This window comes from Bacillus sp. CH_48 (assembly GCF_038008465.1).
GTDB lineage: Bacteria > Bacillota > Bacilli > Bacillales > Bacillaceae_G > Bacillus_A > Bacillus_A thuringiensis_S.
In genome coordinates, this window is the sequence record NZ_JBBOZF010000001.1 from 2,970,125 (window position 1) to 2,991,781 (window position 21,657).

Consider the following 21,657-nt stretch of genomic DNA (forward strand, 5'->3'; position numbering starts at 1 on the left):
TAAAAGATGTATCACATTTGTTTAAATGTGATATACAATTAAGTTGTTAGAAAAGGAAGAGGTATGCTATACTATTTTTGTGAAACAAATTGCACAGAAAACTTATCATTTGTTAAAAAATAAGGTATGATGGATAAAAATAAAGTGAAGCTTTCTAAGTATAATATAATGTGGAAAGTGAAGAACTTCACGCTTTTTAAGGTGTGTATATATTTTATCTCTAGAGTGGTAGGAAAGTAGAGGGGGAAAATCATGACAAAGCTGCAACGTATTCAAAAAGTATTGGTAGCTAACCGTGGAGAGATTGCAATTCGTGTGTTTCGAGCTTGTTCGGAACTTGGATTAAAAACAGTTGCAATCTATTCTAAAGAGGATAGTGGTTCTTATCATCGCTATAAAGCCGATGAGTCCTATTTAGTTGGGGAAGGAAAAAAACCAATTGATGCTTATCTAGATATTGAAGGCATTATTGAGATTGCAAAAAGTAATCATGTAGATGCAATCCACCCTGGATATGGTTTCTTGTCAGAAAATATTCAATTCGCGAAACGTTGCGAAGAAGAAGGAATTATCTTTATCGGTCCGAAAAGTAAGCATTTAGATATGTTTGGAGATAAAGTGAAAGCAAGAACACAAGCGCAGCTAGCACAAATTCCAGTTATACCTGGTAGTGATGGTCCAGTAGATTCATTAGAAGAAGTCGAAAAATTTGCTGAAAAGTATGATTACCCGATTATTATTAAAGCGTCCCTTGGTGGTGGCGGTCGTGGTATGCGTATTGTGCGTACTAGTGAGGAATTAGGAGAATCATATAATCGAGCAAAATCAGAAGCGAAAGCAGCCTTTGGTAATGATGAAGTTTACGTCGAAAAATTCGTTGAAAAACCTAAACATATAGAAGTACAAATTTTAGCAGATGAAGAAGGCAATGTTGTTCATTTATACGAGCGTGACTGTTCTGTACAACGTCGTCATCAAAAAGTTGTAGAAATAGCACCGAGTGTATCACTTTCAGATGATCTGCGTCAGCGTATTTGTGATGCTGCTGTGAAGTTAACGAAAAATGTAAACTATTTAAATGCAGGAACAGTAGAATTCCTTGTAAAAGATGATGAGTTTTACTTTATTGAAGTAAATCCACGTGTTCAAGTAGAACATACGATTACAGAGATGATCACAGGAGTCGATATCGTTCAATCGCAAATTTTAATAGCTGATGGACATGCATTACATAGTAAAATAGTAGGTGTTCCGAAGCAAGAGGAAGTGGTTGTACACGGATTTGCAATCCAATCTCGTGTAACAACTGAAGACCCACTAAATAATTTTATGCCGGATACAGGAAAAATTATGGCGTATCGATCAGGCGGTGGTTTTGGTGTGCGTCTTGATACAGGAAATAGCTTCCAAGGTGCAGTTATTACACCATACTACGATTCTTTACTTGTAAAAGTTACAACTTGGGCACTTACTTTTGAGCAAGCTGCTGCAAAAATGGAACGTAACTTAAAAGAATTCCGTATTCGTGGTATTAAAACAAATATTCCATTCCTAGAGAATGTAGTAAAACATAAAAACTTCTTATCAGGAGAATATGATACTTCGTTTATTGATGTGTCACCTGAACTATTCTTGTTCCCGAAACGTAAAGACCGCGGAACGAAAATGTTAAATTATATTGGTTCAGTAACAGTAAATGGCTTCCCAGGAGTAGGGAAAAAAGAAAAGCCAATATTCCCAGATGCTCGTATTCCATGTTTAAAACATTCAGAGCCAATCCAAAATGGAACGAAACAAATTTTGGACGAGCGTGGAGCAGATAGATTAGTAAAATGGGTACAGGATCAAAACCGTGTACTTTTAACGGATACAACATTCCGTGATGCACATCAGTCATTACTTGCAACTCGTATTCGTACAAAAGATTTACATCAAATTGCAGAGCCAACAGCGAGAATGTTACCAAACCTATTCTCAGCTGAAATGTGGGGCGGTGCAACGTTTGATGTCGCGTATCGTTTCTTAAAAGAAGATCCATGGGAACGATTACTAGATCTTCGTGAAAAAATGCCGAACGTTTTATTTCAAATGTTACTACGTTCGTCAAACGCAGTTGGCTACAAAAACTATCCAGATAATTTAATTCAAAAATTTGTGGAGTGTTCTGCTCAAGCAGGCATTGATGTGTTCCGTATTTTTGATAGTTTAAACTGGGTAGAAGGTATGAGAGTTGCAATTGATGCTGTACGAGATACTGGTAAAATTGCAGAAGCAACAATGTGCTACACAGGAGATATTCATGATCCATTACGTAGTAAATATGATTTGAATTATTATAAAAACTTAGCAAAAGAGTTGGAAGCATCGGGAGCTCACATTTTAGGTATTAAAGATATGGCTGGCTTACTAAAACCAAACGCAGCATATGATTTAGTTTCAGCATTAAAAGAGACGGTATCGATTCCGATTCACCTGCATACGCACGATACGAGTGGAAATGGTATATTAACGTATACGAAGGCAATTGAAGCAGGTGTTGATATTGTCGATGTAGCAGTGAGTTCTATGGCTGGTCAAACGTCACAACCGAGTGCGAACACATTATTCTATGCACTAGGTGGAAATGAAAGACAACCAGATGTTAATATCGATTCTTTAGAAAAGCTATCTCATTATTGGGAAGATGTACGCAAATACTATGCACCGTTTGAAAGTGGTATGAATGCACCTCACACAGAGGTATATATGCATGAAATGCCAGGTGGACAGTATAGTAATCTTCAGCAACAAGCGAAGGCGGTTGGTTTAGGAGATCGCTTTGATGAAGTGAAAGTAATGTACCGTCGTGTGAATGACATGTTTGGAGATATTGTAAAAGTAACACCATCATCAAAAGTTGTTGGCGATATGGCGTTATTTATGGTTCAAAACCACCTGACAGAACAAGATGTTTTAGAGCGTGGACATGCTTTGGACTTCCCTGGATCTGTTGTTGAAATGTTCTCTGGTGATTTAGGTCAACCGTACGGTGGTTTCCCGAAAGAATTGCAAAAGATTATTTTAAAAGGGAAAGAGCCGTTAACAGTAAGACCAGGTGAACTACTAGAGCCAGTAGATTTCGACGCGTTAAAAGAAGAATTATTCCATAAACTTGGACGCGAAGTAACAATTTTTGATGTAGTTGCATATGCATTATATCCAAAAGTATTTATGGACTATGAAAAAGTTGCTGAGCTTTATGGAAATGTATCTGTACTTGATACACCGACATTCTTCTATGGTATGAGACTAGGTGAAGAAATTGATGTGGAAATTGAACAAGGTAAGACATTGATGGTTAAACTTGTATCAATTGGAGAACCACAGCCGGATGGAAATCGTGTCCTTTACTTGGAATTTAATGGGCAACCACGTGAAATTGTCGTGAAAGACGAGAGTGTGAAAGCAACAGTTGCACAACGTGTGAAAGGAAACCGTGAAAATCCAAATCACATTAGTGCAACAATGCCAGGAACGGTAATTAAAGTAGTTGTAAAAGAAGGCGATGAAGTGAAAAAAGGCGATTCTATGGCAATTACAGAAGCGATGAAAATGGAAACGACAGTTCAAGCGCCGTTCAATGGTAAAGTGAAAAAAGTATATGTTAACGATGGTGATGCAATTCAAACGGGTGATTTACTTATTGAATTAGATCACTAAAATAAAAAAAGAGCTGTGTAAATACAGCTCTTTTCTTTATTGCAAAAAATCCCTTGCCGAATTGGCAAGGGATTTTAGTTTTAAATTATTTTGTTTGTTTAGAAGTTGATCCGGCTTCTTTTGCATTCATTTTACTTCTTGTTCCTAACATAACTAAATAGCATAGTACGGCAAACAAGCAAGAAATGAATAGAGAATGTAACAATGCCATTGCTAAACTAGCGTTTGTAAATACAACTAAAATTCCTACTACAGCTTGAAGTGTAACAAGGATAAATGAAATGATCCATCCCCAATATACTACAGGTTGCTGTTTGTAATGACGAATAGCGAGAATCATCGCGTAAAGTATCCAAGCGAAAATTAACATTGCTGCAACTCTATGGCCCATTTGAACCCATTCATGTAGTTGAGTTGGCATAGGTCTGTTTTTGCTACATAAAGGAAAGTCTGGACAGGCTAAGCTAGCTCGTTCGTGACGTACTAAAGCACCTGTGTAGACGACGATATAACTGTAAATTGTTACACCATAAATATGAAATTTCATTTTTTTGTCCATAATAAGAGAACGTGCATCAAATTTTTGGTCAATTTCAAAGATAAGACACGTTAATAAAATGACAGAAGCAAATGAAATTAAGGAAATACCGAAATGGATAGCAAGTACAGCTGGCATTTGTCCCCAAACAACTGCTGCTGCTCCCATTAATGCTTGTGCAACTAAAAATACGAAGGATAAAATTGCTAACGTTTTTGTTTCACGCACATGTTTATAATATTTCCAGGACAAAATACAAAGGAGAGTGACAAGAATTCCAGCTGATCCTGATGTTAATCGGTGGCTAAGTTCAATAATAGTTTCCATTGATAAATTAGATGGAACAAATTCACCGTTACAAAGTGGCCATGATTTACCACAACCTTGACCAGAACCTGTTTTTGTAACTAAAGCGCCTCCTAATAAAACTATTAATAAATCAAGGCTTGTAATGACTGCTAACCATTTAATAAAGCGTTGCAATCTCTTTCACCATCTTTCTGCTATGAAGTTATTGCGAAATATTTTCATTCCATTATGTATAGAATAAAACGCGCTAGTTCCTATGATATATAAAAAATAATAAAATAGCAAAGAAATGGAGGGGAAAGGAAAGGGGGAGAAAATAGGTGTAAAAACAGGGTTCCTAAGGAAAAATTTAGGTGAAAAATAGGCTGTTTTGAAAAGAAATGGGGAGAATACGTGTTAAATAGGATAAAATAGTTTATTATAGAAGGTAACATCATGTTATGATAAGGACAAGTCAGAATGAAGTTTTTTATATTCGACACAAAAAGTTCATGTTTTCTTCACAAAATGTTCGGGAAATATGATTTAATATATTGGAGTATGGGCGTAGATTAGTAGTAGAATGGGTTAACAATGTTTCTACTGTAATAATATTGCTATATAGAAGCGAATTATTTCATTTGAAATAGGCGCAAAAAGAAAGATGAAAGTTTTAAGAGGGGGTTAGAGTGATGAACCATGCAACAAGTGAGCTGCATGATGAGTCCGCTGTTACAAGTGTACCGGAAACAACTCGGATACAAGATTTAAAAGCACTCGTTAAAATGGGGATTGTAAACTCAAATACACTTACTGTATTTACAGGATTTTGGTTGGCATTACACTTTAATGGATTAAGTGTAATGGACAATCTGGATAAGTTATTCTTTACAATCGTTGGTTCTGGATTAGTTATGGCAGGGGTATGTTGTTTAAACAACTACATTGATCGAGACATCGATCCATTAATGGAAAGAACAAAGACCCGTCCAACGGTTACTGGAAAGTATAAACCAGGATTTGCACTTACATTTGGACTAGTCATATTACTTCTTGGTTTTGTATTTTTATTATTAACAACACCAATGGCAGTCTTAATGGGATTTATTGGTGCTTTCACATATGTTGTTCTATATAGTTTATGGACAAAGAGAAAGTATACACTAAATACTGTTGTAGGTAGTATATCTGGTGCAGTTCCACCTTTAATTGGATGGGCAGCAATCGATCCATCTTTAGGTCATCCAATTGCTTGGATGTTATTTTTAATTATGTTTATTTGGCAAATCCCACATTTCCTTGCATTAGCGATGAAACGTGTTGATGAATATCGAAATGCAGGAATTCCAATGCTTCCTGTAGTTCATGGATTTGAAATTACGAAACGCCAAATTATGATTTGGACAGTATGTTTATTACCACTACCATTTTATATGAGTGGACTAGGGATAACATTTATGGTAATTGCAACACTGCTTAACATCGGATGGATCGCTTTAGGATTTTATGGCTTCCGTAAGAAAGATGACATAAAATGGTCCGTGCAAATGTTTGTTTATTCCCTAAATTATTTAACAATCTTATTTGTATCAATGATTGTAGTTACATTCTTCTAAGACAACGACATAATTGGATTTCTTTACGTTGAGATTTACTTTACTTAACTATAAAGTACAATCTAATTCACAAGGAAAGTGGGGGTTGTTTGTATGAAGAAACAGTGGCGACTGCTTTCGTTCGTTTCACTGCTGGCTTTACTGTTAGGGGGATGCGGTAAAGCCTTTCAATCTACTTTAATTCCGCAAGGAGAAGTAGCAAAAATGCAATATGATTTACTTCTACTGGCGAGTGCAATCATGGTAGGAGTAGTACTAGTAGTTACTATTATTTTCTTGTATGTAATTGTGCGTTTCCGACAAAAGAAAGGTCAGGAAGATTATATTCCAGAGCAAGTTGAAGGAAATCACAAGCTAGAAATTATATGGACAGTTATTCCGATTATTCTTTTACTAATCTTAGCTGTTCCAACGGTTACATATACATTCAAACTTGCTGATGTAAGTGCGATGGAGAAAAAGAATATTGATAAAGATACTATCGTTGTTGATGTAACAGCGAATCTTTATTGGTGGGAATTTTCTTACAAATCAGAAAAGATAGTAACTTCACAAGATTTAGTCATCCCCACAGGTAAGAAAGTGTATTTAAATTTGAAGGGTGCCGATATTAAACACTCATTTTGGGTTCCATCTTTAGCTGGGAAAATGGATACAAATACAGACAATGTGAACAAAATGTGGTTAAAGGCAGATAAATCGGGCACTTATAATGGTTTTTGTACAGAATTTTGCGGCCCATCACATTCTTTAATGCAATTTAAAGTGAAAGCTTTAGATGAAAGCGAGTACAAAAATTGGCTTGCTGATATGAAGAAGATTGATGGGAAGAAAGAAGTAGCTTCAACAAAGGCACAAGAGGGCCAAGAAATATTTAATAAAAGCTGTATTGGTTGTCACGCAGTTGGATCTAATGATAGTAGACCACCTTCCGCTCGTATCGCACCAAACTTAGCAAACTTTGTGGATCGCGATATGGTTGCCGGTATTGCCGAAAACAATGAAGAAAACTTAAAAAAATGGCTGAAAGATCCTGAAAATATGAAGCCAGGAAACAAAATGACTGGCAAATATGGCAACTTAACGGATGATCAAATTGATGCATTAAATGCATACTTACAAACGTTAAAAGTTGAAAAGTAAAGAGGGATTATTCGTGAAGGGGAGGTTGAAAACGTGAGTTCTGTAGCAAAAAAACAGGGGATGGGTGCTGTCATATGGGATTATTTAACGACAGTAGACCATAAAAAGATTGCCATTCTCTATTTAATTGCAGGTGGATTGTTTTTTGTAATAGGCGGAATAGAAGCTCTATTTATTCGCCTTCAATTAGCGATTCCTAACAACGCTTTTCTTGTTGGGGATGCTTATAATCAAGTATTGACGATGCACGGTACAACAATGATTTTCCTCGCAGCTATGCCACTCGTGTTTGCATTTATGAACGCCGCTGTACCACTTCAAATTGGTGCACGTGATGTAGCGTTCCCGTTTTTGAATTCACTCGGATTTTGGTTATTTTTCTTTGGTGGAGTATTTTTAAATTTAAGTTGGTTTTTAGGTGGAGCACCTGATGCAGGATGGACATCTTATGCATCTTTAGCTTTAGCTTCTAAAGGTCATGGTGTTGATTTCTATGTACTCGGTTTGCAAATCTCAGGTATTGGTACATTAATTGGAGGGATTAACTTCCTTGTCACCATTATTAATATGCGTGCGCCAGGAATGACGTATATGCGTATGCCGATGTTTACATGGACGACATTTGTAACATCTTCGCTTATATTATTCGCTTTTCCACCGTTAACTGTAGGATTAGGACTTTTAATGTTAGATCGTTTATTTGGAACAAGTTTCTTTAATCCAGCATTGGGTGGGAATACAATTATATGGGAGCATTTATTCTGGATTTTCGGTCATCCAGAAGTATACATTCTTATACTCCCAGCTTTCGGAATATTCTCAGAAATCTTCGCGACATTTTCGAAAAAACGATTGTTTGGTTATTCATCGATGGTGTTTGCGACTGTATTAATTGGATTTTTAGGATTTATGGTATGGGCCCATCATATGTTTACTGTTGGACTTGGTCCAGTTGCTAATGCTATTTTCTCAGTTGCAACAATGGCGATTGCGGTTCCGACTGGTATCAAAATATTCAACTGGCTCTTTACAATGTGGGGCGGAAGTATTCGTTTTACGACACCAATGATGTGGGCAGTAGCTTTCATTCCATCATTCGTAATGGGTGGAGTTACAGGGGTTATGCTAGCATCTGCACCAGCTGATTATCAATTTCATGATAACTATTTCGTAGTAGCACATTTTCATTATGTAATCGTTGGCGGTGTTGTATTTGGTTTACTTGCAGGAGCTCATTATTATTGGCCACTGATGTTTAATAAAGTATTAAATGAAACATTAGGAAAGATAACGTTTTGGCTATTCTTTATTGGTTTCCATTTAACGTTCTTTATTCAGCATTTCCTTGGCTTGATTGGTATGCCACGCCGTTACTACACATATCTTGAAGGGCAAGGGTTGGAAATGGGGAATATGATTAGTTCTATTGGAGCGGTGTTTATGGCTCTTGGGACTATTGTTCTTCTATTCAATGTAATTAAAACGACAGTATCAAAAGAAAAAGCTGGTCGTGATCCGTGGGATGCACGTACATTAGAATGGACAATGCCAGCACCGACACCAGAATATAACTTTAAACAATTACCATTTGTTCGCGGATTAGATCCGTTTTGGATTGAAAAACGTGAAGGTAATAAAGAGATGACAGCAGCGGAACCAGTTGGTGATATTCATATGCCAAATCCTTCGTTTTCACCATTTGTCATTTCTTTTGGATTGTTTATAGCGGCATTTGGTGCAATGTATATGCAGGGTGGAAAAGATAAGTTCTGGTTATTGGTAGCAATTATTGGTTTAATCATTACATTTGGCGCAATGTTCCTACGTTCAGTAATCGATGATCATGGATATCATATTCATAAAGAAGATTTAGATGATAAGGGGGGCAAGGCATAATGCATGTAGATGAAAAATTAACGAATGAAACATTTCCAGCAGAGCCTGAAAAAGCAACCCTTGAAGGGAAAAATAAGTTTGTCGGTTTTTGGTTATTTCTTGGAGGCGAAACAGTATTGTTCGCTTCCTTATTTGGCACATATTTAGCGTTAAAGAATTCTACAAATGGTGGACCAACATCTCAAGAGATGTTCCAAATGCCACTCGTTTTCATTATGACGATGCTTTTATTAACGAGTAGCTTAACGAGTGTATATGCGATGTATCACATGAAAAACTTTAACTTTAAGAAAATGCAACTTTGGTTACTAGTAACTGTATTGCTAGGTTTAGGGTTTTTAGGGTTTGAGATATATGAGTTTTATCATTATACACATGAATTTAAGCATACTATGAGAAGTAGTGCGTTTGGCTCTGCGTTTTATGCTCTTGTTGGTACACATGGACTCCACGTATTGTTTGGGTTGTGTTGGATTTTAACATTAATCTTTAGAAATGCGAAGAGAGGTCTAAATTTATACAATGCACCAAAGTTTTATGTTGCATCGATTTATTGGCACTTTATTGACGTAGTTTGGGTGTTTATTTTCACTGTAGTATATTTAATGGGAATGGTGGGATAAACAATGGCGATAAAGCAAACGAATAATCCTAAAGTTGATCTTGTTTATCGGAAGAGAAAAAGTGCGGAGGAAATGAAGCATCAAGTTATTACGTTTGCATTAATGATTTTTTTAACATTAGTTGCATTTGTAGCAGTGGCGTATCCAAAAACTTTTAGTCCGACTTTCTCTGTTCCATTTATTTTACTATTAGCAGTGGTACAAGTAATTTTTCAATTGTATTATTTTATGCATATGAGTCATAAAGGACATGAAGCAGCAAGTTTCTTTCTTTACTCTGGTCTGCTAATAGGGTTAATTACAATTTTAGCTTTTATGACAATTGTGTGGATTTGAAAAGTGAAATATAAGGGAGCTTGTGTTGTCACAGCTCCCTCTTCATATTATGGGATAACCTTACGAAGGTAGGTGTGAAAATGAGTAACTTGTGGATATTTGGTTTTCAGGCTTTATGGAGTCCAATTTTTTTATTATTTATGCTTTCGATTCTTATTGGGTACTTCTTAATTATTGGACCTTATAGAATGCGATTTGAAAATGCGACGAAGGTAAGTAAGAAGCAAATTTTTTATTTTACGACTGGTATTGTTCTTTTGTATTTTGTAAAGGGAGGGCCTATTGATTTAATTGGCCATATTATATTTAGTGCTCATATGTTTGAAATGGCAGTCATGTATATTGCAGTTCCACCGTTACTGTTGCTTGGTATACCAACTTGGTTATATCGTTACATTACTTCTTTTAAGTTCGTTCAAATTATATTAAAGGTATTTGCTAAACCACTTATTGCGTTGTTTGTATTTAACGGCCTGTTTTCTTTTTATCATTTACCAGTTGTTTTTGATACGGTAAAACAAAGTCAAATTGCTCATCCTATTTGTCTCGCTATATTGTTTTTTACAGCAATCATGATGTGGTGGCCGATGTTAAATCCATTACCAGAATATCAAACGTTAAGTGATATAAAGAAACTTGGTTACATGTTTGCTAATGGTATATTATTAACGCCAGCTTGTGCGTTAATAATTTTTGCGACAGCCCCGTTATTTGCAACGTATACGGATCCGGCTGCTTGGATGAAAGCGATGGAACTATGTGTACCAGCGGGCACTTTATCAGATTTAAATATAACGGGACCGGAATTTTTGCACTGGATGCCAGTAGTACAAGACCAGCAAACTGGTGGTATCATAATGAAAATTGTCCAGGAAATAGTGTACGGTACAATTATAGGCTATGTATTCTTTAGATGGGCACGTAGAGAACGTGAAAAGGATAAGGAGCAGTTGCAACAATTGCCGCCGTATTTACAAACTAAGTAAAAAAAGTGTATGGGATTCCATACGCTTTTTTTACTTAGTTTTAGTTTTTCACGAAAGATTGAATTTTCTAATTATTTATGTTAAGTTAGTGTAGGCGTGTACTAAAAGTGGATATAAAATTTACTACTAGCTTTCATGCGTAATAATTCCATATGTGGTGCAAGTTTTTTAGAGAGTTACAAAAATATATTGTTATCTTTAATAAACACGAACTATTTTAAGGGGGAATTTTAATGGGTAGTAGTGGAAGTATGGTAAAGCCGATTAGTGGTTTTTTGACAGCACTAATTCAATATCCAGTACCAGTAGTAGAGTCACGTGCGGACATTGATAAACAAATTCAACAAATCATAAAAACAATTCATTCGACCAAATCAGGTTATCCTGGATTAGAATTAATAGTATTTCCTGAATATAGTACACAAGGGCTCAATACAAAAAAATGGACCACAGAAGAATTTTTATGTACAGTGCCTGGGCCAGAAACCGACTTATTTGCTGAGGCATGTAAAGAATCTAAAGTATATGGTGTTTTTTCGATAATGGAAAAAAATCCTGGTGGTGGAGAGCCATATAATACAGCAGTTATTATTGATCCACAAGGTGAAATGATTTTGAAGTATCGTAAGCTAAATCCTTGGGTACCAGTCGAGCCTTGGAAAGCTGGAGATTTAGGCTTACCTGTTTGTGTTGGACCTGGAGGAAGTAAATTAGCTGTTTGTATTTGTCATGATGGCATGTTCCCTGAAGTAGCTCGTGAAGCGGCCTATAAAGGTGCAAATGTCTTGATTCGTATTTCTGGATATAGCACACAAGTTAGTGAACAATGGATGCTAACCAATCGTTCAAATGCATGGCAGAATTTAATGTATACATTGTCGGTAAACTTAGCGGGTTATGATGGTGTATTTTATTACTTTGGTGAAGGACAAGTATGTAATTTTGATGGGACTACTTTAGTACAGGGGCATCGAAATCCTTGGGAGATTGTTACTGCTGAAGTATATCCAGAACTAGCAGATCAGGCTAGATTAGGATGGGGATTAGAAAATAATATATATAATCTAGGTTCAAGAGGATATGTAGCAACTCCTGGTGGGGTGAAAGAAAACCCATATACGTTTATAAAAGATTTAGCTGAAGGTAAATATAAGGTTCCTTGGGAAGATGAGATTAAAGTAAAAGATGGATCTATTTATGGATATCCAGTAAAAAAAACGATTCATTCTTAGGGAAGGGAAATAAAACAAGCGCATCATATTGATGCGCTTGTTTTTGTTAATCAATAATTTGAAGTTCTTTTAACTCTTTTTCGACATTTTGTAGGAGTTGTTCACTTTTTTGAAGTACATTCGTTGGGAAAGTCTCATCATCGCCATATTCAACGCCGTGAGGATAATAATGTTTTCCTAATAAGGGGGGGAGTAGTTTTACTTCAGCGTGTCTACTGCCGATGTCACCTTCAACAGCAACTCCTTGCACTCGTAAATAATAAATATCCTTTAATATTTCAAATTTATAATCGTATGTAACCCGTTCATAATCCCACTGTCCAGCAAGTACGAAGTGGTTGTTTTCCATGATTTCAGTTAAAAGAGTTAATTCAACGACGGCTCCATTAAATTTCGTATTTGTAAATTGCATATAATACCTCCTTTTTTAATGTTACACCATTATTTTTATAATAGTATGAATAATAAGAAAGTGCAATTCATATTGAGAGAAAAGGGATAATCCAGACTTTTTTCACGAAAATATGATATAGTGAAAAGAGTACGGTACACACAAAAAGAAAGAAAAGGATTTGTGTATATCTCAATTTTATGTTTTGTTCAGGAGGTATATCGTTTGAAGAAATTATTGCGTATCGTAATGATTACATTTTTAATTTTAGCTGTTGATTTATACGGAAAATTACTCGTTTCACAATATATATTAACCCCATCTCAATCAAAGCAAGAAAATAAAATTGTGAAAAAGAAAAAGCAAATTAAGGAAGACTCCTCAGACACTGTTTTAAATATGATTGGTGAAGACTCTGAAAATTTATTGGCGAAGTGGGGAGAACCCTCTCGAATAGAGCCGTCTGCATACGGATATGAATGGTGGGTATACAATCAGGATTTAACTCAGTATGCTCAATTTGGAGTTTCTGAACGTAAAGTTGTAACGGCGTATGCTGCTGGTGAACAAGTTAAGGTTCCACCTTATTATATAAATGAAAAATATGAAGAAGTATATAAAAAAAGTCCGCCTTCGCATGAAATTGCGTTAAAAAGAGGGAAAAATAGTTATCAATTTGAACTATCTGATACCGAAGTCATGGAACAACCGTTAATACCTGTAGAAGATGGATGGGCGCAATTGTATTTTGATCAATTTACACATGAGCTTGTGGGTGTTCGTTATATGGATGATGAAACATTATTACGCCAAAGACCGTATCAGCTCGTTTATTCAGGTGAATTAATAGCAGAACAACCATTGACTCCAGAAAAAATAAAACAAGTAGAAAATGGGAATATGCAACAAATTTTTGATTTAACAAATATCATTCGAAGTCGTCATAAATTATCATTATTAACATGGGATCAGGAAACAGCAGATGTTGCTGTTGGTCACAGTAAAGATATGAAAGACAATAATTATTTTTCTCATGACTCACCTACATTAGGTACGCTAGGAGATCGATTGCAGCGCGGGAAAGTAGGATTTCAACTTGCTGGTGAGAACATAGCGGCGCAACATAGTGATGGAATTGCGGCAGTGCAAGGTTGGTTAAATAGTGAGGGGCATAGAAAGAATTTATTAAATGAACAATTTACAGGATTAGGTGTTGGTGTATACGATAAATTTTATACACAAAACTTTATTCGAAAATAAAGCGAAACTGTAAGCGGTGGGGTGTTACATCACCTAATTAGTTACTTCGTATTCACTGAATTGTAGGTGGGAATCTGACCGTATGCAAATAGCAGAAAAAAAGGTGCATGAATCGTCTGAAAATAGGCGAACCATGTGCCTTTTTTTTCTTACTATATAGTAGATATACATGGAGAGGTGAGGATTATGCCAACAACAAAAGGGCCGTTACATCCATCGGTTCAACAGTTTAAAGAATTTGTAAACCATCACCCTAAAATGGTTCATGAGGTTAGAAATGGTCACAAAACTTGGCAACAATTTTATGAAGAATGGTACTTACTTGGTGAAGAAGATCCAATATGGGCAACTTATAGACCGGATGGAGCGCCTGCGTTTTCTTCGGTAAAAGAAAATAAAAAAGAAAAAGATAATCGAACTGAAGAGGAAAAAACTGCTGATGTGATGGGGCAAATGCTTTCTTTTTTTAAAAAGTTGGACGTGGAACAAATGCAGAACCATTTAGCCAATGTGACGAGTGCTATTGGGAGCGTGCAACAAGTTATTCAGCAATTTCAAGGTAACCGTACGCAGCAAGAACAAAGTACTTCAGAAAATAACCCGTTTTTCTTTCAAAAGGATTAGGGGGGAAAGATGATGAGAGCAGAAATTATGGAGTTTATAAAGGCTGATGAGGATTTATCTCGCTATATTAGAGAGCAACCGTACTGGTATAGAAAATTAACACGAAATCCTGAAGAAAAAGAGGCTTTTGAGTTAGCGGCGATGCAACATTTCAAAAAAACAATACCAGATAAAGTGGAAAAATTTCAAAATCAATTGGCTGTTGCTTCGATCATGATTGATATGTTTCAGTATATGAAGCAACAAAATGCAACCTAATTGCAAGTGAAAAATATGTCCGTCATGCAGAACTTTTGTTACAATAGAGATTGATTATTTAAAAAGGAGTTGCAGCATGACGGAAATTTGTTTAGTACGACATGGACAAACTGATTGGAATTTTCAAGAAATTATTCAGGGGCGAGAAGATATTCCGCTTAATGAAGTTGGTAAGAAGCAAGCGAGTCAAAGTGCAGCTGCTTTACAAGAAGAAACGTGGGATATCATTATAAGTAGCCCGTTAATTAGAGCGCAAGAAACGGCTAATGAAATCGCAAAGGCGGCTGGATTACAATCGATTTTATTAGATGATCGATTTGTTGAACGGAATTTTGGAGAAGCTTCAGGGAAGCCAGTTGCGACTGTTAGAGAGTTGATTGCTGAGGGTAAAGTAGAAGGTATGGAGCAAGATGAAGAGATTGTAGCTCGTTGCTTTGCTGCTTTAGAAGATGTTGCAACAACTCATTTTGGCAAACGTATTATTATTGTTGCTCACTCACACGCGATAAAAGCAATTTTACATGCCATTGAACCAGATGAAATTACATTTAAGACACCATTAAAAAATGCGTGTATTAGTTATGTGAAACAAAATAGTGGGAAATGGGATGTTCTTAAATATAATATAGCGGAACATATTAATGTATAAGTGTGTACGGATATAGTGTGAAAATAGTTTCATTATATCTTTCTTTTGAGTAAGTCACTTCAATTAGTAGTTCTAATCTAAATGTGGTATGATGGATACTCGGAGGTGTCTCTCATGATTGTAGCGACGCTAGAAAGCGTATTAATATTAGATAAGGCAGAGCAGCTTGCAAAAGCGATTATCTGTTCAGATATAGCAGAAGATTATCGTAAGTATTATAGAGAATTATATGAAGATATAGAACTTCAGACGTTAATTCAGCAATTTACAGCGATGAAAGAACGGTATGAGGAAGTACAGCGTTTTGGAAAATACCATCCTGACTACACTACCGTATCAATGAAAATGAGAGAATTAAAGCGTTCTGTGGACTTACATGATAAGGTTGCAGCTTTTAAAAGAGCAGAAACTGCTTTGCAGAAGTTATTAGATGAAGTTAGTGTAGCAATCGGTTCGGAAGTGTCTTCTTCCATTAAAGTACCAACAGGAAATCCATTCTTTGATGCTGGTGGCTGTGGTGGAGGTTGTGGTACTGGCGGAGGTTGTGGTTGTAAAAAAACGGGGTGATGTACCCCGTTTTTTAGAAGTTGGAAGAAAACGTATACAGAGTTTGTCCTGTAATGTTATAAATTTCTGATTGGTTTTCATAGAATATAAAATATATGTTTTTAAAAGGAGAAGATGGAGAAGATTATGTTCGGGCAACGACAAAGTATGATTGTTTATTTACATTCATTGAAACATGCCAAGATTTTAAGGAAATATGGTAACATACATTACATATCAAAACGATTAAAATATGCTGTAGTATATTGTGACATGGAACAAATTGAGCATATGATGCATAAGTTGAACAAACTTCCTTTTGTGAAAAAGATAGAACAGTCGTATCGCCCGTATTTAAAAACGGAATTTGAAAATTCCCGTCCTGATCGAGCAAAAGAATACGATTATAGCTAATAGAAAAAATCCCCTGCTAAGTTTAGCGGGGGATTTTTTAATTGAAATAAAGTGTTATTTCATCGGAGGAATGAAATTGTTCATTCGTAAAATGCCAATTAAATGATTAAAAAATAGTTCTTTTTCTGGGAAAGTTGTAGATGGCTTTACAGTAAAAGTAGCCACTTTTTTTCCGAGTTGCTCTGCCGTTTCTTCAAATAAAATGACACGTTTACTTTTTTTATTTTCAAATACAGGAATGCCTTCACGACATATGTATAATGGTTGGAAATCACCAGTAGTAGTTGGTTTTAATATTACAACAAGCGAACACACTTTTTTATCGTTTTTTATCGTTTCAAATTGTAACATATGTGCTATACGTTCTTGATTTGTTTTGGCAATTTCAAGTAATTCATATAAATCAGAGTAGCCTTCTCCGAGTTCTATAAAGCGTTGAATCATATTTTTTCCTCCTCTTTCTTTTACTGTACCATTTCACTTTTTAAATGAAAAGCACACAAAGAAAAAAAAACCTGCATAGCAGGGCCCTTCTTATACTAGCATGTACTAGTAAGAAGGAAAAGGGAGAGGAGAAACCGGAGGAAGAACTTATGGGGAAACGTAAGTCTTCTCCGCGGTTGGCAACAACATCGAAGGTGATGTTGTTATAATTATTTATGTCCAATCTAAATGAAGATATACATAATGAAATTAAATTTTATGTTGGGCTTTTTATTTTTCTTTTTTTTATTTTGTGATAGGATAAAAAAGATAAAGTGGAACTAATATACATATTGGATTCATATTAGTGAATGATGAGATGAATACATAAAAATAATGAGCGGTTATTTGATGGTGAGTTTTCCGATATTTAGGTGAATGTAATTTGTTAACGGTTACCGAAGTGGGAATGGCTTTGTATAATCGCTCGATAGATTGAAATAAAGGTAGTGACAACAGATGAGAGTAGTTTCAGGAAAATGTAAAGGACACCCACTTAAAGCGGTTCCTGGTAATACAACACGTCCAACGACAGATAAAGTAAAAGAATCTATTTTTAATATGATAGGTCCTTATTTTGATGGTGGTATTGCCCTTGATTTATTTGGTGGTAGTGGTGGTCTTGGAATTGAGGCTTTGAGCAGAGGGATCGATAAAGCGATTTTTGTTGATAGGGATAGTAAAGCGATAAAAGTAATTCATCAAAATTTAGAAAGTTGTAGAATACAGGAACAAGCTGAAGTATATCGAAATGATGCGGAACGTGCAGTAAAGGCGCTAATAAAACGTGAAATGTCATTCGATCTTATATTAATAGATCCTCCATATAAAGAGCAAAAAATTGTATCTTTAATTAGTGTAATGGATCAACATGGATTGCTGCATAGTGATGGATTAATTATGGCAGAGCATGGTAATGATGTGGTTTTACCTAATTCAATAGGCAGGCTTGTGAAAGTACGAGCTGAGAATTATGGGATTACTGCAATATCGATTTATAAGTATGAAGGTGAGGGGACAGAATGACAAGTATAGCTATTTCTTCAGGAAGTTTTGATCCAATTACCCTTGGGCATCTGGATATTATTAAAAGGGGAGCAAAAGTATTTGATGAGGTGTACGTAGTCGTTTTAAACAATTCATCAAAAAAACCATTCTTTTCAGTTGAAGAGCGATTAGAACTAATTCGAGAAGCGACAAAGGATATCCCGAATGTAAAAGTAGATTCGCATAGTGGGCTGTTAGTAGAGTATGCAAAAATGCGTAATGCAAATGCAATATTACGTGGTTTACGAGCAGTTTCTGATTTTGAATATGAGATGCAAATTACTTCTATGAATCGAAAATTAGATGAAAATATTGAAACATTTTTTATTATGACAAACAACCAATATTCATTTTTAAGCTCGAGTATTGTGAAAGAAGTTGCGAGGTATGGAGGAAGTGTAGTAGATCTTGTACCTCCTATTGTGGAGCGTGCTTTAAAAGAAAAGTTTCAAACCCCGTTAAAGTGAACGGGGTTTTTCTTTATACGTGCGCAAAAATAATAAAATAATATATAAGTATAGACAAAATAATGTAAAAATTGGTCCGTAATGTATAAAAGATGTCCAAATTTCATGTAGTATAGAAGGATGCTTGGATAAAAATACAGGAATATCTTTTGGTATAGGTGAGAAAGAACTCACTTTCTCATAAAATGGTGTCCAAAATACAAATGTAAAAATAGGGGCAAGAATACTTTGAATAATTCGTGCGAAAAAATAGGGTTTAAATCGGATATCTGTTTCAGCTAATATGCTAGCAACTTGTGCCTGAATAGAAAGACCGCTAAATGCTAAAATGAAGCTTGTTACCATAGCTTGTTGTAAGAGCGGTGTTTCATTTATTTGACTAATCATTTGGCTTCCGAGTGTCATTTCGAAAATACCTGATAATATAGGTATACTAAAATCCGTACTTAGTTGGAAGAATGATAAAATATGTTGCATAATAAAAGAAAGAGCTGCTGTAATGTGGAATACAGTAATCATTTTATTTAACACAGAGAATAAAATAATAAATCCGCCAATCATAAGTAATGTTTGAATAGAAGAAACGATAGCATCCCCAAGTAATTTACCGATTGGCCTTTTTTCTTGTAAGCGCGTCTCGTGAAGAATTAAAAAAGGGTTTTGAAAGCGGCGTTTTTTTGTAGTGTGTGTATTATTTTTGTAAGCGATATTATGTCCGTAAAAACGCATAATTAATCCGACGGCAAAGTTACTGAAATAATGGGCAGCCGCTAATATAATTCCTAATTTCGGATTATTAAAAAAACCGATAGACACAGCACCGAAAATAAAAAGTGGATTAGAAGAATTTGTGAAAGAAACGAGGCGCTCCGCTTCAATCTGAGTTAAAAGATTGCTTTTTCGTAGTCTAGCGCTTAATTTGGCGCCTGCAGGGAAACCAGAAGCCATTCCCATGGCCCAAACAAATCCACCTATCCCTGGAACGCGAAAAAGTGGGCGCATGAGTGGTTCTAATATAACGCCAATAAATTTTACAACACCGATACTAATTAGAAGTTCTGCAATGATGAAAAACGGTAGTAGTGAAGGGAATACAACTTCCCACCATATATTTAACCCGCGAATAGAAGCTTGCAAAGCGGCTTGGGGGTGGAGTACAAGAGAAAAGGTTAAAAATAGCGTTGATATGGTAAGGAAAGCGGTTTTCCATTTTTCATACATGTAAGTAAATCCCCCTTTGTCCCAAAAAACGTTCATTTCAGTATACGTGGATACGTAGTGAATTTAGACCATAAGTATGAAAAAGGAATGAAAAAAATTAAAGGGTGAGAAAAATGAAAGAACCAAAGATTGGTTTAGCGCTTGGGTCTGGAGGAGCGAAAGGGTTTGCTCATATTGGTGTAATAAAGGTTTTAAGGGAAGCGGGTATCCCTATTCATATGATTGCAGGAAGTAGTATGGGGGCGCTAATAGGTACGTTTTATGCGGCAAGTAGTAACGTTGAAAGATTGTATAAATTGGCATCTGTTTTTAAGCGGAAGTATTATTTAGATTTCACGGTACCAAAAATGGGATTTATTGCTGGAAAACGTGTCAAAGATATGATTAAAATGTTTACATATAATAAAAATTTAGAAGAGTTAGATATCCCGACGGCTGTTGTGGCTACTGACATACTGAAGGGGGAAAAAGTGGTTTTTACAAGTGGGCCAGTTGCAGATGCGGTGAGGGCTAGCATATCTGTTCCTGGAGTGTTTGTACCAGAAAAAATAGATGGACGATTATTAGTGGATGGTGGAGTTATTGATCGCATCCCAGTATCGGTTGTGAAAGAGTTAGGGGCCGATATTGTTATCGCTGTTGATGTATCTCCAATTAAGGTGAATGGAGATGTTACGTCCATTTATGACGTAATCATGCAAAGTATTGAAATTATGCAGCATGAGCTTGTAATGAATCGGCAAATTGCATCGGATTTAATGATGCGACCAGCTGTAGAGCAATTTAGTTCACGTGCTTTTACGAACATTGAAGACATTATTCGAGTTGGAGAAGTAGAAGCGGAAAAACATGTTTCAAATATTTATTTATTAATTGAGCAGTGGAAGGAGAAACATAATGTTTAAGCGTTTTCGGTTTATATATGCAATCTTAATAGGGGTTATATTGGCGATGTTACTTGTTTACGTACGTTTACCGTATTATGTAACAAAACCAGGAATGGCTGCCAAATTAGAGCCTTACGTTCAAGTTGAGGGTGGAACGAAAGAATCTGGTGATTTTATGCTTGTTACGGTTTCAATGGGGCCAGCAAATGTGGTGAATTTAATAGCGGCACAGTTTAATAAATATACACATATTTCGAAAGCGGAAGAAATATTGCAAAAAGGTGAGAGTGATGAAGAATATCAATTTCGCCAAAATTATGCGATGAAAGATTCACAAAATGCCGCAATTTATAATGCATATAAACGTGCAAATCGCTCTGTTTTTTTTGAAAATAAAGGTGTATTAGTTGCTGGTGTGGCAAAAGGAATGCCGTCAGAAGGGAAGCTTAAGCTTGGTGATGTTATTATAGCTGTTGACGGAAAAACATTTGAAAAGACGGAGCAATTTATTGAATATATGACTGGGAAAAAAGAAAGCGATGCTGTAAGTATTGAGTACATGAGAAATGGAAAACAATTGAAAGAAAATTTAAATGTAAAGACGATTCCTAATGGAAATGGACGTGTCGGTATAGGTGTTTCTATCGTTACGGAAAGAGAATTAGTGGTCGATCCGAAAGTGAAAATTAATTCTCATGAAATTGGTGGACCATCCGCAGGTTTAATGTTTACATTAGAAATATATAATCAACTTGTGGAAGAAGACTTAACAAAAGGACATGAGATAGCTGGAACAGGTACAATTAATGAAAAAGGAGAAGTGGGCCCAATTGGTGGTATAAATCAAAAAGTGGTGGCTGCTAGCGATGCCGGGGCTGAAGTGTTCTTTGCGCCAAATGAAAAAGGTGCGGAGAAATCGAACTATAAAGATGCACTTGAGACTGCAAAGGATATTAAAACAAAAATGAAAATTATACCAGTGGATACGCTGGATGATGCGTTAACATATTTAGAAAAGATGGATAAGGGAAAAACCTCTCTGAAATAGAGAGG

The 21,657-nt window shown here is 35.8% G+C and carries 22 protein-coding genes; 18 read left to right on the plus strand and 4 right to left on the minus strand.

Annotated elements, in window-relative coordinates:
* Positions 1 to 252: 252 nt before the first annotated feature.
* Entirely contained in the window at positions 253 to 3,699 is a 3,447-nt protein-coding gene (gene pyc, locus N2V92_RS15140) for a pyruvate carboxylase (protein ID WP_016077291.1), read from the plus strand.
* Positions 3,700 to 3,784: 85 nt separating this feature from the next.
* Here the strand turns inward: pyc and ctaA are convergent, their stop codons facing one another.
* The gene (gene ctaA, locus N2V92_RS15145) at positions 3,785 to 4,720 is read right to left on the minus strand and encodes a heme A synthase (protein ID WP_001188739.1); all 936 of its coding nucleotides are present in this window, start codon (positions 4,718 to 4,720) and stop codon (positions 3,785 to 3,787) included.
* Between the two features lie 497 nt (positions 4,721 to 5,217).
* Between ctaA and ctaB the strand changes: the two genes are divergently transcribed.
* From ctaB to N2V92_RS15180, 7 genes are all read left to right on the plus strand, one after another.
* Positions 5,218 to 6,141, plus strand: a complete 924-nt coding sequence (gene ctaB, locus N2V92_RS15150) for a protoheme IX farnesyltransferase (RefSeq protein WP_001015053.1) — start codon at positions 5,218 to 5,220, stop codon at positions 6,139 to 6,141.
* 93 nt (positions 6,142 to 6,234) lie between these two features.
* Positions 6,235 to 7,284, plus strand: a complete 1,050-nt coding sequence (coxB, locus tag N2V92_RS15155) for a cytochrome c oxidase subunit II (RefSeq protein WP_042595575.1) — start codon at positions 6,235 to 6,237, stop codon at positions 7,282 to 7,284.
* A 60-nt stretch (positions 7,285 to 7,344) separates the two neighbouring features.
* Positions 7,345 to 9,180, plus strand: coding sequence for a cytochrome c oxidase subunit I (gene ctaD, locus N2V92_RS15160; RefSeq protein WP_153577875.1), 1,836 nt, complete (start codon positions 7,345 to 7,347; stop codon positions 9,178 to 9,180).
* Positions 9,180 to 9,803, plus strand: coding sequence for a cytochrome c oxidase subunit III (ctaE, locus tag N2V92_RS15165; protein ID WP_000557861.1), 624 nt, complete (start codon positions 9,180 to 9,182; stop codon positions 9,801 to 9,803). Before ctaD ends, ctaE begins: the two co-directional genes overlap by 1 nt.
* A 3-nt stretch (positions 9,804 to 9,806) precedes the next feature.
* Positions 9,807 to 10,139, plus strand: coding sequence for a cytochrome c oxidase subunit IVB (gene ctaF, locus N2V92_RS15170; RefSeq protein ID WP_000985703.1), 333 nt, complete (start codon positions 9,807 to 9,809; stop codon positions 10,137 to 10,139).
* A gap of 80 nt (positions 10,140 to 10,219) precedes the next feature.
* Complete coding sequence (ctaG, locus tag N2V92_RS15175) at positions 10,220 to 11,125, plus strand: cytochrome c oxidase assembly factor CtaG (protein ID WP_000069031.1); 906 nt, start codon at positions 10,220 to 10,222, stop codon at positions 11,123 to 11,125.
* Positions 11,126 to 11,358: 233 nt separating this feature from the next.
* The gene (locus N2V92_RS15180; protein WP_000535809.1) at positions 11,359 to 12,357 is read left to right on the plus strand and encodes a formamidase; all 999 of its coding nucleotides are present in this window, start codon (positions 11,359 to 11,361) and stop codon (positions 12,355 to 12,357) included.
* Between the two features lie 46 nt (positions 12,358 to 12,403).
* Here the strand turns inward: N2V92_RS15180 and N2V92_RS15185 are convergent, their stop codons facing one another.
* On the minus strand, positions 12,404 to 12,769 hold the full coding sequence (locus N2V92_RS15185; protein ID WP_001160945.1) for a YugN family protein: 366 nt from the start codon (positions 12,767 to 12,769) through the stop codon (positions 12,404 to 12,406).
* A gap of 204 nt (positions 12,770 to 12,973) precedes the next feature.
* Between N2V92_RS15185 and N2V92_RS15190 the strand changes: the two genes are divergently transcribed.
* The 6 genes from N2V92_RS15190 (at position 12,974) to N2V92_RS15215 (ending at position 16,499) form a co-directional block, all read left to right on the plus strand.
* The gene (locus N2V92_RS15190; RefSeq protein WP_000735371.1) at positions 12,974 to 14,008 is read left to right on the plus strand and encodes a CAP domain-containing protein; all 1,035 of its coding nucleotides are present in this window, start codon (positions 12,974 to 12,976) and stop codon (positions 14,006 to 14,008) included.
* A gap of 186 nt (positions 14,009 to 14,194) precedes the next feature.
* Positions 14,195 to 14,632, plus strand: coding sequence for a YlbD family protein (locus N2V92_RS15195; protein WP_001143333.1), 438 nt, complete (start codon positions 14,195 to 14,197; stop codon positions 14,630 to 14,632).
* A gap of 12 nt (positions 14,633 to 14,644) precedes the next feature.
* The gene (locus N2V92_RS15200; RefSeq protein ID WP_001200990.1) at positions 14,645 to 14,890 is read left to right on the plus strand and encodes a YlbE-like family protein; all 246 of its coding nucleotides are present in this window, start codon (positions 14,645 to 14,647) and stop codon (positions 14,888 to 14,890) included.
* Between the two features lie 76 nt (positions 14,891 to 14,966).
* Positions 14,967 to 15,539: a histidine phosphatase family protein gene (locus tag N2V92_RS15205; RefSeq protein WP_000134944.1), complete on the plus strand. Its 573-nt coding sequence runs from the start codon at positions 14,967 to 14,969 to the stop codon at positions 15,537 to 15,539.
* Between the two features lie 114 nt (positions 15,540 to 15,653).
* Positions 15,654 to 16,106, plus strand: coding sequence for a YlbF family regulator (locus N2V92_RS15210; protein ID WP_016077292.1), 453 nt, complete (start codon positions 15,654 to 15,656; stop codon positions 16,104 to 16,106).
* A 126-nt stretch (positions 16,107 to 16,232) separates the two neighbouring features.
* Positions 16,233 to 16,499, plus strand: coding sequence for a YlbG family protein (locus N2V92_RS15215; protein ID WP_002082261.1), 267 nt, complete (start codon positions 16,233 to 16,235; stop codon positions 16,497 to 16,499).
* A 54-nt stretch (positions 16,500 to 16,553) separates the two neighbouring features.
* On the opposite strand, the gene N2V92_RS15220 is transcribed toward N2V92_RS15215, so the two are convergent.
* Positions 16,554 to 16,943, minus strand: coding sequence for a DUF7147 family protein (locus N2V92_RS15220; RefSeq protein ID WP_000616017.1), 390 nt, complete (start codon positions 16,941 to 16,943; stop codon positions 16,554 to 16,556).
* A gap of 498 nt (positions 16,944 to 17,441) precedes the next feature.
* Between N2V92_RS15220 and rsmD the strand changes: the two genes are divergently transcribed.
* Together rsmD and coaD are read left to right on the plus strand one after the other, a co-directional pair.
* Complete coding sequence (rsmD, locus tag N2V92_RS15225) at positions 17,442 to 18,008, plus strand: 16S rRNA (guanine(966)-N(2))-methyltransferase RsmD (RefSeq protein ID WP_001266977.1); 567 nt, start codon at positions 17,442 to 17,444, stop codon at positions 18,006 to 18,008.
* Positions 18,005 to 18,496, plus strand: coding sequence for a pantetheine-phosphate adenylyltransferase (gene coaD / locus N2V92_RS15230; protein WP_000200601.1), 492 nt, complete (start codon positions 18,005 to 18,007; stop codon positions 18,494 to 18,496). Before rsmD ends, coaD begins: the two co-directional genes overlap by 4 nt.
* Here the strand turns inward: coaD and ylbJ are convergent.
* Entirely contained in the window at positions 18,488 to 19,717 is a 1,230-nt protein-coding gene (gene ylbJ, locus N2V92_RS15235; RefSeq protein ID WP_000273086.1) for a sporulation integral membrane protein YlbJ, read from the minus strand. The two genes, coaD and ylbJ, sit on opposite strands and share 9 nt — an antisense overlap.
* A 113-nt stretch (positions 19,718 to 19,830) precedes the next feature.
* On the opposite strand from ylbJ, the gene N2V92_RS15240 reads away from it, so the two are divergent.
* Entirely contained in the window at positions 19,831 to 20,622 is a 792-nt protein-coding gene (locus N2V92_RS15240) for a patatin-like phospholipase family protein (protein ID WP_000662590.1), read from the plus strand.
* A complete protein-coding gene (locus N2V92_RS15245) occupies positions 20,615 to 21,652 on the plus strand; it encodes a SepM family pheromone-processing serine protease (RefSeq protein ID WP_000476293.1) in 1,038 nt (345 codons plus the stop codon). The genes N2V92_RS15240 and N2V92_RS15245 overlap by 8 nt, the downstream gene beginning before the upstream one ends.
* Positions 21,653 to 21,657 lie beyond the last annotated feature (5 nt).

Bases quoted from the DNA above. Each gene is read 5' to 3' on its own strand.
- pyc (WP_016077291.1), top strand. From the start codon at position 253: ATGACAAAGCTGCAACGTATTCAAAAAGTATTGGTAGCTAACCGTGGA.
- ctaB (WP_001015053.1), top strand. From the start codon at position 5,218: ATGAACCATGCAACAAGTGAGCTGCATGATGAGTCCGCTGTTACAAGT.
- coxB (WP_042595575.1), top strand. From the start codon at position 6,235: ATGAAGAAACAGTGGCGACTGCTTTCGTTCGTTTCACTGCTGGCTTTA.
- ctaD (WP_153577875.1), top strand. From the start codon at position 7,345: ATGGGTGCTGTCATATGGGATTATTTAACGACAGTAGACCATAAAAAG.
- ctaE (WP_000557861.1), top strand. From the start codon at position 9,180: ATGCATGTAGATGAAAAATTAACGAATGAAACATTTCCAGCAGAGCCT.
- ctaF (WP_000985703.1), top strand. From the start codon at position 9,807: ATGGCGATAAAGCAAACGAATAATCCTAAAGTTGATCTTGTTTATCGG.
- ctaG (WP_000069031.1), top strand. From the start codon at position 10,220: ATGAGTAACTTGTGGATATTTGGTTTTCAGGCTTTATGGAGTCCAATT.
- N2V92_RS15180 (WP_000535809.1), top strand. From the start codon at position 11,359: ATGGGTAGTAGTGGAAGTATGGTAAAGCCGATTAGTGGTTTTTTGACA.
- N2V92_RS15185 (WP_001160945.1), bottom strand. From the start codon at position 12,769: ATGCAATTTACAAATACGAAATTTAATGGAGCCGTCGTTGAATTAACT.
- N2V92_RS15195 (WP_001143333.1), top strand. From the start codon at position 14,195: ATGCCAACAACAAAAGGGCCGTTACATCCATCGGTTCAACAGTTTAAA.
- N2V92_RS15200 (WP_001200990.1), top strand. From the start codon at position 14,645: ATGAGAGCAGAAATTATGGAGTTTATAAAGGCTGATGAGGATTTATCT.
- N2V92_RS15205 (WP_000134944.1), top strand. From the start codon at position 14,967: ATGACGGAAATTTGTTTAGTACGACATGGACAAACTGATTGGAATTTT.
- N2V92_RS15210 (WP_016077292.1), top strand. From the start codon at position 15,654: ATGATTGTAGCGACGCTAGAAAGCGTATTAATATTAGATAAGGCAGAG.
- N2V92_RS15215 (WP_002082261.1), top strand. From the start codon at position 16,233: ATGTTCGGGCAACGACAAAGTATGATTGTTTATTTACATTCATTGAAA.
- N2V92_RS15220 (WP_000616017.1), bottom strand. From the start codon at position 16,943: ATGATTCAACGCTTTATAGAACTCGGAGAAGGCTACTCTGATTTATAT.
- rsmD (WP_001266977.1), top strand. From the start codon at position 17,442: ATGAGAGTAGTTTCAGGAAAATGTAAAGGACACCCACTTAAAGCGGTT.
- coaD (WP_000200601.1), top strand. From the start codon at position 18,005: ATGACAAGTATAGCTATTTCTTCAGGAAGTTTTGATCCAATTACCCTT.
- ylbJ (WP_000273086.1), bottom strand. From the start codon at position 19,717: ATGTATGAAAAATGGAAAACCGCTTTCCTTACCATATCAACGCTATTT.
- N2V92_RS15240 (WP_000662590.1), top strand. From the start codon at position 19,831: ATGAAAGAACCAAAGATTGGTTTAGCGCTTGGGTCTGGAGGAGCGAAA.
- N2V92_RS15245 (WP_000476293.1), top strand. From the start codon at position 20,615: ATGTTTAAGCGTTTTCGGTTTATATATGCAATCTTAATAGGGGTTATA.